At 35.8% G+C, this 14044-nt stretch carries 11 protein-coding genes, 1 pseudogene and 1 other annotated feature; of the genes and pseudogenes, 3 read left to right on the top strand and 9 right to left on the bottom strand.

From position 1 onward, the window contains the following. Positions 1-37 precede the first annotated feature (37 nt). The 3 genes and pseudogenes from Q9B79_RS27090 to Q9B79_RS19415 form a co-directional block, all read right to left on the bottom strand. Positions 38-2038: a methyl-accepting chemotaxis protein gene (locus Q9B79_RS27090; protein ID WP_306186766.1), complete on the bottom strand. Its 2001-nt coding sequence runs from the start codon at positions 2036-2038 to the stop codon at positions 38-40. Between the two features lie 158 nt (positions 2039-2196). Further along, a pseudogene (locus tag Q9B79_RS19420) lies at positions 2197-3328 on the bottom strand (RNA-guided endonuclease InsQ/TnpB family protein). Continuing rightward, positions 3328-3456 carry a hypothetical protein gene (locus Q9B79_RS19415; RefSeq protein ID WP_000672785.1) on the bottom strand — a complete coding sequence of 43 codons (129 nt, stop codon included), beginning with the start codon at positions 3454-3456 and terminating at the stop codon, positions 3328-3330. Before Q9B79_RS19415 ends, Q9B79_RS19420 begins: the two are co-directional and overlap by 1 nt. Before the next feature lie 685 nt (positions 3457-4141). Between Q9B79_RS19415 and Q9B79_RS19410 the strand changes: the two genes are divergently transcribed. Further along, positions 4142-4900 carry a TrmB family transcriptional regulator gene (locus tag Q9B79_RS19410; RefSeq protein WP_306186763.1) on the top strand — a complete coding sequence of 253 codons (759 nt, stop codon included), beginning with the start codon at positions 4142-4144 and terminating at the stop codon, positions 4898-4900. 29 nt (positions 4901-4929) lie between these two features. On the opposite strand, the gene Q9B79_RS19405 is transcribed toward Q9B79_RS19410, so the two are convergent. The 3 genes from Q9B79_RS19405 to Q9B79_RS19395 all read right to left on the bottom strand — a co-directional run bounded on the left by Q9B79_RS19405 (position 4930) and on the right by Q9B79_RS19395 (position 9990). Continuing rightward, positions 4930-6813 carry an MSCRAMM family protein gene (locus Q9B79_RS19405; RefSeq protein WP_306186761.1) on the bottom strand — a complete coding sequence of 628 codons (1884 nt, stop codon included), beginning with the start codon at positions 6811-6813 and terminating at the stop codon, positions 4930-4932. A gap of 519 nt (positions 6814-7332) precedes the next feature. Then, entirely contained in the window at positions 7333-8577 is a 1245-nt protein-coding gene (locus tag Q9B79_RS19400) for an MFS transporter (RefSeq protein WP_306186759.1), read from the bottom strand. Positions 8578-8676: 99 nt separating this feature from the next. Next, a complete protein-coding gene (locus Q9B79_RS19395; protein WP_306186757.1) occupies positions 8677-9990 on the bottom strand; it encodes an APC family permease in 1314 nt (437 codons plus the stop codon). 65 nt (positions 9991-10055) lie between these two features. Then, positions 10056-10292: a binding site (T-box leader), on the bottom strand. 165 nt (positions 10293-10457) lie between these two features. Here Q9B79_RS19395 and Q9B79_RS19390 point away from each other — a divergent pair. Continuing rightward, the gene (locus Q9B79_RS19390; RefSeq protein ID WP_306186755.1) at positions 10458-10685 is read left to right on the top strand and encodes a hypothetical protein; all 228 of its coding nucleotides are present in this window, start codon (positions 10458-10460) and stop codon (positions 10683-10685) included. Between the two features lie 81 nt (positions 10686-10766). On the opposite strand, the gene Q9B79_RS19385 is transcribed toward Q9B79_RS19390, so the two are convergent. From Q9B79_RS19385 to Q9B79_RS19375, 3 genes are all read right to left on the bottom strand, one after another. Beyond that, positions 10767-11582, bottom strand: coding sequence for a hypothetical protein (locus tag Q9B79_RS19385; protein ID WP_306186753.1), 816 nt, complete (start codon positions 11580-11582; stop codon positions 10767-10769). 129 nt (positions 11583-11711) lie between these two features. Then, positions 11712-12494 carry a membrane protein insertase YidC gene (yidC, locus tag Q9B79_RS19380; RefSeq protein ID WP_306186751.1) on the bottom strand — a complete coding sequence of 261 codons (783 nt, stop codon included), beginning with the start codon at positions 12492-12494 and terminating at the stop codon, positions 11712-11714. Positions 12495-12522: 28 nt separating this feature from the next. Further along, a complete protein-coding gene (locus Q9B79_RS19375) occupies positions 12523-12807 on the bottom strand; it encodes a hypothetical protein (protein WP_000394930.1) in 285 nt (94 codons plus the stop codon). Positions 12808-13085: 278 nt separating this feature from the next. Between Q9B79_RS19375 and Q9B79_RS19370 the strand changes: the two genes are divergently transcribed. Next, a complete protein-coding gene (locus Q9B79_RS19370) occupies positions 13086-13979 on the top strand; it encodes a YitT family protein (protein ID WP_000530036.1) in 894 nt (297 codons plus the stop codon). Positions 13980-14044: the final 65 nt, after the last annotated feature.

Below are 14044 nucleotides of genomic sequence, written 5' to 3'. Positions count from 1 at the left end.
TCTATTTTACCGAAATACTCATCATTTTACTAATTTGTTATTCCTCTATTTTAAACTGCTCAACTAATCTTTCTAAGTCTCTCATATGCTCGGTCAAACTTTCCATCGTATGGGCTACCTTTTCTAGATGATTCACTTGTGATTCAGTTGCAGCATTTACCTCTTCCGAAACAGCTGCGCTTTCTTGACTCGTACCAGCAATTGTATGCATGACCGCTGTAATTTCTCCTTGCTCATGACCGATGTTATGTACCTCTTCTACAATTTGTTCCACTGAAGTACTAATCGTATTTACAACTGACATAATTGTGCGGAATTCCGTTTCTGCCTCTGTCGTCACTTTATTTTGTATATCCGCAATGTCTTTCAATTTACTTACAACTTCTACAACTCGCCTTACCTCTACTTGTACATCACCGATCATCGTCGCAATTTCTACTGTTGCATCCTTTGATTGTTCCGCTAATTTCCTAACTTCTTCCGCAACAACAGCGAATCCTTTACCTTGTTCACCCGCACGTGCCGCCTCGATTGAAGCATTTAAAGCAAGTAAATTCGTTTGATCCGAAATACCTTTTATAAGCTCCACAACATTTTGAATCGATCCAACTCTTTGCTCTAACTTTCCAGATGCTTCCTCTGTATGAATAACAATCGAAGAGGATTGGCTCCTCGTACGAACTAAATTACGCATCGTATTTAATCCTTGCTTAGATGCCTCTTCAGCTTTGCCGGCCACACCTTTTATTTCCCCAACAGAGTTATTCATTTGTTCCACCGACTCTGCCATATTCTCGAGCTGCTCTGAAACTTCATCGACACTATTAGCAAGAGTAGACGCTCCTCCGCTTACATCATCCATTGCACCTGACACTTCTCTACTAGCTGCTACAGTTTCATTCGTTAAATAATGTAGATTATTCGTTGATTGTTGCACAGTTGATACACTATTTTTAATTTTGCTGACCATTTCATTCATTTGCTCAACCATATGATTAAAATGGTTCGTCAGTTCTCCAACTTCATCCTTACTTGTCACTTTCATTTGCAACGTTAAATCACCTTCTGCTACTTTTTGAACGTGATTCTTTAATAGTTGCAACGGTCTTGCTAATCTTCTTGAGAACAAGTATGAAGCTGCAATTCCAATTAATAAGCTAATACACGCCATGATAATGACTGTATTTCTCGTACTATGTAATAACCCATCAATTGTTTCTTTCGGATAAAAAATTCCTATCTTCCATTTCATCAAATCAAATGACTGACTATATACAACTACATCTTCACCTTTTAATGTAGTGACAGCATACTTTGTTACATCTTTATTTAAACTCTTCACAAGTGCCTCTTTTGAAACATCTTTACCTACTTTCTCTGGGTAAACAAGAGCCATATTTTTATCATTTATAATAAACATTTCTCCGCCGTTATTGTATTGAATATTATGAAGTAATTTCTGAATTGTTCCGAGCGATACATCCATTGCCACAACACCTAATACAGATCCATCTTGAGCTGTAATAGCTTTAGAAACCCCCACGCTTAACTTACCTGTTGCAATCTCATACATAGGTTGTCCCCAGTGAACCTTTTTCACATCAGCTTCTGAGTCTTTATACCATGGTCTTGTCGTTGGGTCATATCCTTCTGGCACTTGTCCACCTTCAGCAAGATTGGCACTTAATGTTTTTTTATCTTTCGTACCAATATATAAGTCTAAAATGCCAGGATGATTCTTTTTGTACTCTGAAAACTCTTTCGTCAAAAATGCTTCCTCTTCTGGAGTAACTCCGTCTTGAAGCATATTACGAATCATTTCACTGTTCGCATAATACCCCATATCTTCATCCGTTCTTTGAACAAATGTCGTAAGTTGCTCTGTCACAAGATCCATCGTATTTTGAGAATACTGATCTAAGGAGCGCACTTCCTTCTCTTTCTGTAATTGATACATAGCTGTACCTAATATTACAAACATCATAGAAATAAGCACCGAAAATACTACCGCAATTTTTAAACGTAAACTTCTCAACATCTTCCCCCAAGCATCCCGATACGATAAACTTAACTAAATCTATACAATTCAATCAAATTTACACGAGTTAGTGCTTCATCGTGTTCTCGCAACCCCGAAGGGACGAGGGGTATAACACTCCACACGAGGCAGTATCGTTACCTCCTATTATCAAGCATTTATTTTACCCATCTTGATAAATTTATCGCAGCATTTACATCCCTATCGTGATGGCTATTGCACCCAACACAGTCCCATTCACGAATCTTTAAACTCCACTGTCCTTCTGGTTGAACTGAATGGTCGTATTTAACTCCGCAACATGAGCAAATCTTGCTTGAAGCGAACCATTTATCAGCTTTTACATACGCAATGCCGTACTTCTCACACTTGTATGATAAACATTGAAAGAAGAAGTTTAATTTTTGAAATGAAAATGCTTTCGATAGTTTTTTGTTTTTTAACAGATTTGAGATAGATAAGTCTTCCACAACAATCCTCATTGGTTTGGTTTTCACCAATTTAGCTGTTGCTTGATGGATATGGTTATTTCGGATATTCGTAATTTTCCTAGATAACCGCAGGTGCTCAGCTTTAGCTTTTTCATATCCGGCAGATTGAATTTTTACACCTTTTTTAAATCTCCTAGACATATCTCTTTGTGCTGACTTTTTTCCTTTTCAAAAGTTTTTTAACCTTGGCATCTTTGTTTATATTTCGTTCTTTCATACCATTAGAAGCTACAAAAAGCTCTTTTAAACCAACATCCACACCAATCGACTCATTTGTTAGTTCTTGTAATTCAAAGTCTTCTTGGAATCCTACACTAATCCACCAGTGACGACCATCAAAGGTAACTCTTGGATTGGATGGTTTTTTGTTTCTTGGTAGTTGTTGGCTTGTTTTCACTACTCCAATGGACTGAATATGAACTACTTTCTTTCCTATAATCAGTCTTTCATAATTGGCATAAAATCCTTGGATTAAATCTTTTTTGGATTTATAAGAAGTGTGATAACCATTTTTGTACTTTTTGAACGAATGTTTTCTCGCCGTATTAAAATCTTTTGAAGCCTGTTTAGGAACTTGTGCATTGATGTCTTTTAACCACTCATATCTCTTTCGCTTCTTGATTTTTGTAAATCGTTTCTGTAAAGCTAACTGTGAAACAGATTTTCCAAATAGCTTATAATATCTATCACTCATTCTTTTACAATAGTTATAAGCGAATCTTGCAGCACCAGCATGGTTTCTAAGCACTTGTTCTTGTTCAGGCGTTGGAATCAGTCTAACTTTCTTCGCCAATATCATCAGAATGTAACTCCTTTAATGAAAGATTTGTTCTTCTGAATCGTAGCGTGTTCCACCAGCATTCTCCTTAGACTACTCGGATGCAAACCTGTTAATTCTGATACTTGACTAACTCGTGAAAATTTCATTATTATTCTCACCTCATTAAACCTAACATAGCACGTATGTTCGATACTTTCAATGAAGTTTGATAGATTTAATAAAATTTATCTTGTTCAACTAAGGGCGCAATTCCTTAGCCAGTTCTCTTATGAACTTCTCATGTTTTCACATGAGCGCAGACTATATGTTTATCTACTTAAAGATAGAGGATTTTTCCACCACCATAGGCTTGTGATGTACTCTCGTCAGTTATACGAGATAGTCGTTGAACGTTCATCTTATCCATTTTGACTTAGATGATTCGAGGCGGAAGACCCATTGTTCTAGTGTTTAGGATTTAACCTTGCACGATCTGATTGATTTTTTCTGCTTTCGCGACATTCACGCTCACCATTTCTGGCCACGTTGTAGTTCAATCAGCTTTAGGGATTGCCCGCAGTTAACCCTCACTACTAGCCAATCACTTGACTAGCAGGGCTTACTGATATATTTAATTAACTTTCGTTATAATTGGTTAAATAAATCGTAACAGTTAATTACCCTTCTCGTTGTATTGCAATTGTATTAATCACTATATTAAGTATAATGGATAAAATTAAAAAATTGAAATTAATTCTCATCTCAATTTGAATAGAAAACCACTACCACTTGTGCAAAAACAAATAGTTCATTATCCTTAAAATATACAATCTCATTCGTTCGGAGGTAACTATGTTACAAAAATTCGGTTTCTCACAATATGAAAGCCAAGCTTATGAAGTTGTCGTATCGAGCAACGAACCTTTAGATGCTACAACGATCGTGAAGCATTCTGGTGTTCCAAAAGCAAAAATATATGAAGTGCTATCACGACTGATCGATAAAGGGATGGTAATGGATTCTGTTTCAGAAAAGAAAAAGCTATATACAGCATTACCACTCAAGCTAGCAATTGAAAAATTAACGACAGAATTTCAATCAAATATTAAAGAATTGGAAACGAATATATCAAAAAAATCCTTTACAGATGACCGTGTATGGAGCTTAAAAATGCAATCTTCTATTCGCGTTCAAAGTAAAGAACTCATCGAAGGTGCAAAAAAGTCCATTCTTATTTCAGCTTGGAATGATACTCTTTCGGAATACCTTCCTTTATTAGAAGAAAAGGCAAAACAAGGCATCCAAATCGAGTCTCTTATAGTTGGAGAAGTAGAAACGAATTTAGAAAACATGCATTTTCTAATTCCAGCTGAAGAACCTAACGCATTAGAGCGCTATTTACTACTCATCGTTGACGACCGCGAAATTTTATTTGCTGGCGTAGAGCAAGAGTCATGGCAAGCGATGAAAACAATGTCACAACCTTTCGTGAAGTTCTTCATAGAATTTTTCCATCACGACGTTGCGCTTGCAAAAATTACCCAGAAACACCATGATCTCTTTATGCAAGATGAGGAAATTAAGAGTTTGTTGAGGAAGTTGAGATACTAAAAAACGCCTCTATTACGAGGCGTTTTTTTCTACATTTCTTTTCTATTTTTCAACCTTAAAACATATGCACCAGCAATAATAAAACCAATTCCCAAAACGAATAAAGCTGTAAATTCATTGCCGACGCTGCCTGTAGCTGGTAAACGCACTTCATTATGAGCACTAGGTTGTTGCACCTGCTTCACATCAACGGAAGGTTTCACTTCTCCATTCGGTGTTGGCTTATTTGGCTTAGGAGGAAGCGATGTTTTTTCTTCTTTCTTATTTTTCACGATATGTTTAATAGTTTCGCCATTCTCTTTTATTTCAAAGGCGAATGTCTCTTCATTTATTACATATCCATTTGGCGCGATTGTTTCTTTATACGTGTACTTTCCGTATGGTAGTTTGAATTTCGCTACACCTTTTTCATCCGTTTTCCCTTTTACTACTTCTTTTCCTTGTTCGTTGTAGATTGTAAACTCTGCATTTGGTAATTTTGTATTCCCATCCCCTACGTCTACTTTCGTTATTTCTAATTCACCTTCTATTTTCTTATCTTGAACGATATGTTTAATAATTTCTCCATCCTCTTTTATTTCAAAGGCGAATGTCTCTTCATTTATTACATATCCATTTGGCGCGATTGTTTCTTTATACGTGTACTTTCCGTATGGTAGTTTGAATTTCGCTATACCTTTTTCATCCGTTTTCCCTTTTACTACTTCTTTTCCTTGTTCATTGTAGATTGTAAATTCTGCGTTCGGTAACTTCGTATTTCCATCCGCTATATCTACTTTCGTTATTTCTAATTCACCTTTTACATTTTCATTTTTCAACTCTAATACAGCAGTTTCACCAGTTTTTACTTCAATTTTTTTTGTACTTCCGTCTAACACATATCCAGCTGGCGCTTGAATTTCTTTGACGCTATATATACCGATTGGAAGATTGCCTAACTCCGCAATCCCCTTATCATTAGTCATAACATTTTGTTTAAAGTTTTCATTAGAAACTTCAAACACAGCCCCTTTTAATAATTCCTTTTTTTCTCCTACTTTCATAATCTTTAAGGAGCCTACTGATTCCCAATTTACAACTAAATCTGTACTGATTTTCTCACTATTTCTTTGTAACAATACCGTTGTATTTTGAACTTTTTCTGATCCTTTAAAAGCTATTGCTTGTAAATTTGTTAAAGTAGACTTCACTTTCATTTTAAAATTACCACTACTCGTATCTTTCGGGATTAATATTTTAAATTTTTCGTTAATTGATAATGTACTTTTTTCTTCTCCATTTTCATTTACAATTCGAAGCCCTTTAGGAGCATTTTCAGGAAGAATTGTATAAGAGCCAGAAACTGCATTTGTTTGCACTGCATAAAATCCTGTTTCTAAATAATTACCTTTTTGTGTAGCAGTTTGTGGATCTACAGGATTAACTTTAAAAAATATATTTTGTGATCCAGTTTCTTTTTTTGAAGCCTCTACTAAACGCTTCATAAGATTATGTACTGGTTCATTTTTTGCAACTAAATCTTCTTCCGTTAATTCATTTGCTGCAATCCATACCGCCAATTGTGTAGCATAATGCGCCTCTTCTACTGTCGCTACCCCTAATTCAGATGGGCTTTTTTGAGGATATCCATTTAATAAAACACGATATACGGCATCAGATGATTTCCCCATCTCAGGCAAATCATCTCCATTTGGAGAACGCAAATCAGGCGTTAAACAATACGCAATACTACCCGAAGCTGTTTTAATTATTTCTGTCTTTATTTCACGCTGTTTCGACTTACTATAACTCCAATCCATTTTATATGTTTCTCTGTTCATTACTTCTGCCTTCACTTGCGGCATTGCAATTCCTAATAAAATAATAAGAGCACTTAAAAAACTAAACCATTTTCCTACCATCTTTCGTTTCATTCTCCCCACCACCATATATAAATTTCTACATGAAACAATCTTACTGTTTCATTGTACTTATAGTGAAAAAAAGAGAATAGGTGGTTTTTTTGTAGTATCCTGTCGAATTGTTGAGAAAGTTTCAAAGTAATAAGCAATTTTAAAACTGTTTGTTGTCATGCTGCTATTGACAAATGAACATTACATATTTTTAATTTTTAAACATAATAAAAAAGCACTTTATAAGTGCCTTCATAACTTACGAGAAACAAATGTTAAACAAATATATATTACTTATCTTTTTCCTTTATCTCCATCAACAGCTCAATCATTTTCTCATTTTGCTCTACTTGTTTCTCTGAATTTTGATAGATGAAACGAACCCATCTTAATACAACAAAAACTATCAATATCGGTAGTAGCGCAATTATTATGCCCAATACCGAGAAATTAGACATCATTCTCCATCACCCCGCTATATACAATTTTCTCCATCCACTTACTAAAACCTGCAAAATTTTACAAATAAAAAAGAACCTATCAAACGATAGATTCTTCCTTTGCTAACTGAGCAGAACGTCCTCTCGTAATCGAGAAAATCGCACAAAGCAGCGCTAATATAATAAAGCCGCCTCCTACCCAAGCATTATATATAACAGATGATTTTTCAATAACCACTCCGCCTACTGTTGAACCGAGCGCAATCCCTAAGTGAAGGGCAGAATTATTTAAACTTTGCTGAATACCAGCTGATTCTGGTGCAATTTCAATTAAATAATTTTGTTGTGCTGGCGAAATAGCCCAGCTCAGCATACTCCAAATTCCCATCATAATAATGAAGAGTGGGAATGAGAATGTCATCATTGGCAACATAAAGATTGCACATGCAAATACGATAATGATGGAAACAATACTTTTCTTCGATCCCCATTTATCAGCAAGCACCCCCCCAAGGCCGCCTCCAAGTACCGCTGCAACTCCGAAAATGAAGTAAAATACACTAATCCAATTCGCCTCAACATGCATCACATCTTTTAAAAATGGTGTTAAATATGCATATAGCGTTAAATGACCCGTTAAAAATAAAAATGATGTTAACTGTGCACTGACAATTTTTTTATCTTTTAACGTAGCGATTTGCTCTCTTATCGATAGCACTGATGTTGGTGGTACTTTCGTTAAGAATAATGAAATACATGCGATTGCCATTACTGTTAAGATCGAAATGAGTACAAATGGTGCACGCCATCCATATGCATTTCCGAGTACAAGGCCAAGCGGTACTCCAAGTACAAGTGAACCACTAATCCCCATGAAGATGATTCCAATTGCACGCGCACGAAAATGTGGTTCTACAACGCTAGAAGCAAGTGTTACTGACAGTGCAATAATAAGCGAACCACTCGCCGCACAAATAACCCTTGAGAACATTAACATCCCATAATTCACACTACATGCTGAAATAATATTTCCGATTAAGAAAATTGATAATGCCCCAATATATAATTTTTTTCTTTCAAACTTTCCAGTTACCGCTAATAAAACTGGACCTGATAAAGCAAATACTACTGAAAATATTGTTATAAGCTGACCAGCCGCACTAATAGATACTCCTAAATCATTGGCAACTAAATCAAGCGTTCCTCCTATAATTAGCTCAACCGTTCCGACTACGAAAGCCGCGATAGCTAAAATATACACACGAAAATTCAAGTCTTTCCCCACGCTTTCTATTTTGGTTACTACGACTATAGTAACCAAAATAGAAATTGAAAACAAGTACAATTTTTTTACAGTAAAAAAGGTAGGCGTATTATACGCCTACCCTTCAATCATGATACTTCAGTTTTGTCCGACTTTAATGGGCAGTAAGACCCCCACTGATTAAAGTTTCACTTTATTCTTCTTATTTAAATACCAATATACCGGAAGTCCAGTAAAAACAATTCCAATTGATAAGAAACAACTTATCGGATCATTGATAATTGCACTACCGATTACAAAGAGTGAACCGAAAATCGCAACGATTGGTACGATTGGGAATAACGGTACACTATATGCACGCTCTTTATTCTTATTGCGTTTTCTTAAAATGAAGACACCAATAAACGTCATTACATAGAAAATATAAATAATGAATACGGAAATCTCAGATAGCTTATTCGGATCACTAATAATCATTAAAATAATTCCTAAAATAATTTCAACAGTAATCGCATTTGCTGGTGTTTTAAATCTTGGGCTTTCCTTTGCAATAAACTTAGCAAATGGAAGCTGTCCACGTTCTGCCATCGACATCGGGATACGCGGAAACGTTAAAATCTTTCCATTTAAACAACCGAAAATAGACACGATAATACCGATACTAATAATTTTTCCACCATATTCACCAAGTAGCATGCCCGCAGCTGTCGCTGTTGCATTTTCTCCAAGGTCCACAATTTCCACTGCTGGTAATACATTTAATAATGCCAAATTAATTAATACGTAAGCAGCTGTTACAATTAAAATCCCGACTGTCATTGCTTTCGGTAATAACTTTGTTGGATTCTTCATTTCTCCGCCAATTGACGCAAGTAGAATCCAGCCGTCATAAGCAAATAACGTTGCTAAAATTGCCATCCCGATGCTTTGATTCTCTGATATCGGCACAACTACGTTAAAAATATCGCTATTTCCTTTCCAAAAACCTAGTACGACAATTAATACAATCGGAATCATTTTCCCGATTGTCGTCACTGTTTGGACGATACCTCCATATTTTGTTCCCATACTATTTACAACGCCAAGGAACACAACTGTTCCAATTGCAATTGGTAAATTCCATACTTTATCTAAATAGAAGAAGTTAATCATTAAAGAGCTAAAATACAACCCCAATGTTCCAATAATAGCTGGTCCATAAACAATCGTTTGCATCCAGCCTGATAAATATCCCCAAAAACTTCCGTAAATCTCCTCTAAATACGTATACAACCCACCATTTTTCGGGATTTGCGCTCCAATTTCAGCTACTGTTAAACCGCTTGCTAGCGTCAACAGACCACCAATTACCCAAGCAAGAATTGCCATATTAGAACTCCCCGAGTAATCTAATACGCTCCCTGGTTTCATAAACACACCAGATCCAATAATCGTTCCTACTACGATAGAAAGTGCTACCGTTAAACCAATCTTGTTCTTCTCATCATGATGCATGCTGCGTATCCTCCTTCCAATCCTAGTGTGATGCAAAAATGAAATAAAAAAACACTCCTCCCTAAAAAAGGGACGAGTGTTATATTCGTGGTTCCACCCTTGTTTCAATTCGTAAAGTAACACACTTCACCAATTTCTCAAGTCTAAATAACGGTTTTTGCCGGCAAGCAATTACTAGATGTTCGTTCACTGCTGCAGTTCAGAGGTGGTAATCCATTTTTTCGTATTAGGAAGCTCACAGCCAAAGGCTTCCCTCTCTGAGAATCGTAAAAAATTGATCGTGTCCTCATCATCACTTCTTGATGTCGAATTTTGTAGTTATTGTTCATTATATTGAATTGTTAGAAAAAATCAATATATTTTTTATATAACATACGAAATGTTTCTCTTCTTATATTATAACAGAATTTACGACACTTCTCTAATTCCCTAAAAATGGTATAATTCATATAGGAGGTGCACCAATAATGATTGCTGCTTTTTGTATCATTGCTACAGTTCTTTCTTTTCTATTCGCTATCATGTACAGACACAAGTATCCTGGTTATAGTATTTTAGCAGTAGCTATTATACCAGCTGCTTCCTTCTACGTATTAGGTAAATACCAATATACAGAAGTATTTATCGGTTTTGCAATCTTCTACTGCGTCTTTGGATACATACTAACAATGAAAAAAATTTTATTGAATCATTAAAAGGGACCGATTTCTGCTAATAGAAATCGGTCCTCTCACGTATCTTTCGGTTGCCCACACGAAAGATACGACTTCGCTCAATTATTTCTCATCTTTTTTCATAAAAAACTTATGATGTGGAAGATTCACATTCAATGCCTCTAATTGTTTCTTTTCATTATCTAAAATCGATTTTGCTTTTTCTTTTGTTGCCTCATCTAATCCTGCAAACATGTCTTCATGCTTCTCTTTCTCTGGAAGTTTCACACCTAGTTTTGTTAATTCTTCTTTTGCTTGCTTATGTGTTAATTTTCCGGACTTTTCCTGTTTAAAAATAGACTTTGCTTTTTCCTTTGTTGCTTCATCTAAGTTAGCAAGTATGTCTTTATGCTTACCCTTCTCTGGCATTTTCACGCCTAACTTCGTTAATTCCTCTTTTGCTTGTTCACGTGTTAATTTGCCGGATTTCTCTTGCTCTAAAATCGATTTTGCTTTTTCTTTTGTTGCTTCATCTAATCCCGCAAACATGTCTCCATGCTTACCCTTTTCTGGGAACTTCACGCCTAACTTCGTTAATTCCCCTTTTGCTTGTTCACGTGTTAATTTGCCGGATTTCTCTTGCTCTAAAATTGATTTCGCTTTTTCTTTCGTTTGATCATCTAATCCCGCAAACATATCTTTATGTTTTTCTTTCTCTGGAAGCTTTACGCCTAGTTCCTCTAACTGTTTCTTTGTATCGTCCATAATCGTTTTTACTTTTTGTTTTGTAGCGTCATCTAAATCTTTTTTCGCCGTTTTTGTAGCTTGCTCAGCTGCTGGAGTATTCGTTGCCGCGAATGCCGGGATACCGACTCCTCCAATGATTCCGAATGATAAAGCACCTGCAATCGCTAAATACCCAACTGTTTTCTTCTTCATAGGAAATTTCCTCCTTCATATTTCTAAAGCATGTACACTTTCGTATACAATGCCTATAGTAATGTTGGTTTCTTAAAATTTCCTTAACGACTTAACAAAAAAACACCGCTCATCCCGAGCGGCGTTGTTCTATGCTTTTTGTAATTGTAATTCTTCACGTTCCATTATTCTTCTTAATACAATTGTTTGTGTCATTGTAAATAAGTTACCTGTTATCCAGTACAACACAAGTCCTGATGGCGCCGCAAATCCCATAAATAAAATCATCGCCGGCATCATAATTTGTTGTATTTTCAGCATCTGTGCTTGTTCTCCAGCTGTAATATTAGATTGGAAAACTTTCATCTGAATAAATGTCGTTAATGCTGCGATAATCGGTAATATATGATAAGGATCTGCATGTCCTAAGTTCACCCATAAAAACGAAGATGTGCGAATCTCTTCTGTTCGGCTAATCGCATAATACAAAGCAGAGAAAATCGGCATTTGTATAAAGATTGGCCAGCAACCAGCAAGTGGATTCCAACCGCCTGATTTCATTAGCTCTGACATTTCTTTTTGATACTGCTTTTGTTTTTCAAGATCTTTACTTACATCACCGTATTTTTTCTTTAGCTTCTGTAATTCAGGTTGCATTTTTTTCATTTTCGCTTGGCTACGATATTGCGAAACAGCTAATGGAATCATTGCTGAACGAATAACGAGCGTCATAATAATGATAGCAATCCCAAAGCTAGCTCCCGGTATATGATGAGCAACAAATTGAATCATAAACGAAATTGGGTATACGAAATAATGATCCCAAATTCCCGTACTATGTGCATCAATTGGGGCTGCATTACTGCAACCAGATAAAACAAAAACAAGTAATAATGATAAACTAACGAGCACAGCTCGGTATGATTTTAACATGTTCATTCCTCCAATGTTTCGTAATTATTTAGCGAAACATTGGTGTATACGGACCGACCTCGTCATTCTCTTCACTTGATTCTTGTCTGCGTACAGAACGAATCATTCCATATTTATAAAAAATCGAAAATAGCGGTACATTCCCCGCACTATCTTCACATGTATCAACTAACGCAAAAGCTCTTTGTCTACCGCTCGATGCTTGTTGACGCACAAAGCGAGAAACGTTAGCAAGGAAGAAAACTTCTAATAAACAAAGTGCTGTCGTTACAAACGATATATATAGAATTGCATCCTGCAATAAAAATTCCATCGCTTCACATCCTTAATAAGGTCATTTTAGCACATTCGGCAAACATTCTCTATTTCCTTTTATCGTCAAAAAAAAGTATTTTGCATATTTTCTCAAGAAAACAATAATTAAGAAACATTGTATTCGCTTTCTTTAGTATATTCACACACATCAATGAATAGGCTTGATTTATTAGAAATTTATAAAATTTTTGCATTATAATAAAACTATTGCCAGTTTTTGAAAAAACCTTTATTCTCTTCTTGTAATCAAAAATGAATATGGAGATGAAACATACTATGGGTCAACTAGGAGACGCCGATTACGTTCCCGACACCGCCTTTTTATCCTTCCCAGCAGCTAAAACATTTCACTTAGAATTTATCATACAGTTGGTTGTTATTTTCGTAGCTTCTATTTTGTATGCAATTTCTATGAATATGTTCTTTATCCCGCATAACATGATTAGCGGTGGATTTGCTGGAGTAGGGATGATTATCGGTTATTTAATGCACTACAATATCGGTGCACTTATCTTTTTACTAAACATTCCTCTTCTTATTTTAAGTCACTTTTACTTAGGCAAGAAGACAACCTTTTTAACAGCGTACTTTGTAGCTGTATCATCGTTAGCGATGAACATTATCCCTGTACACCAAGTTTCAGATGATATTTTACTGTCTTCTGTATTCGGTGGTGTAATCTGCGGAGCAGCTTCAGGAATCATATTCCGATTTGCTTCTTCAACAGGTGGATTTGATGTTGTTGGATTAATTGTAGCGAAATATCGCGACGTTTCAATTGGAGCAATCATCTTCGGATTTAACTTAATCTTACTTGTTGTAGCAGGATTTATTTTCGGATGGGATATTACACTTTATACGTTAATTAGTCGATTTGTAGTCAGCAAAGTGATCGATGCTGTGCATACGAAACATATTAAATTAACGATAATGACAATTACAGAAAAAGGCGAGGAAATAAAAAGCGCCCTACTACATCACGGCATACGTGGCGTGACAATGGTAGATGCTGTCGGCGGCTATACAAACCATAAGAAAAAAATGATTTACACTGTCGTGACTCGCTATGAGTTAGGCGAAATGAAACGTATTATCCGTCAAGTGGATAACAAAGCATTTATGAACATTACTGAAACAGTTGAAATTGTCGGCCGTTTCAAACGCATATAAAAAAGAGTAATACATGAAAGGGCATAACCTATTAGTCACATATAATAGGTTATGCCCTTTGTTAT

It is taken from the genome of Bacillus sp. MHSD_36 (assembly GCF_030757775.1).
Classification (GTDB): Bacteria; Bacillota; Bacilli; order Bacillales; family Bacillaceae_G; genus Bacillus_A.
This window is presented reverse-complemented; position numbering and strand designations above follow the sequence as displayed.

Bases quoted from the DNA above. Each gene is read 5' to 3' on its own strand.
- Q9B79_RS27090 (WP_306186766.1), bottom strand. From the start codon at position 2,038: ATGTTGAGAAGTTTACGTTTAAAAATTGCGGTAGTATTTTCGGTGCTT.
- Q9B79_RS19415 (WP_000672785.1), bottom strand. From the start codon at position 3,456: ATGAAATTTTCACGAGTTAGTCAAGTATCAGAATTAACAGGTTTGCAT.
- Q9B79_RS19410 (WP_306186763.1), top strand. From the start codon at position 4,142: ATGTTACAAAAATTCGGTTTCTCACAATATGAAAGCCAAGCTTATGAA.
- Q9B79_RS19405 (WP_306186761.1), bottom strand. From the start codon at position 6,813: ATGAAACGAAAGATGGTAGGAAAATGGTTTAGTTTTTTAAGTGCTCTT.
- Q9B79_RS19395 (WP_306186757.1), bottom strand. From the start codon at position 9,990: ATGCATCATGATGAGAAGAACAAGATTGGTTTAACGGTAGCACTTTCT.
- Q9B79_RS19390 (WP_306186755.1), top strand. From the start codon at position 10,458: ATGATTGCTGCTTTTTGTATCATTGCTACAGTTCTTTCTTTTCTATTC.
- Q9B79_RS19385 (WP_306186753.1), bottom strand. From the start codon at position 11,582: ATGAAGAAGAAAACAGTTGGGTATTTAGCGATTGCAGGTGCTTTATCA.
- yidC (WP_306186751.1), bottom strand. From the start codon at position 12,494: ATGTTAAAATCATACCGAGCTGTGCTCGTTAGTTTATCATTATTACTT.
- Q9B79_RS19375 (WP_000394930.1), bottom strand. From the start codon at position 12,807: ATGGAATTTTTATTGCAGGATGCAATTCTATATATATCGTTTGTAACG.
- Q9B79_RS19370 (WP_000530036.1), top strand. From the start codon at position 13,086: ATGGGTCAACTAGGAGACGCCGATTACGTTCCCGACACCGCCTTTTTA.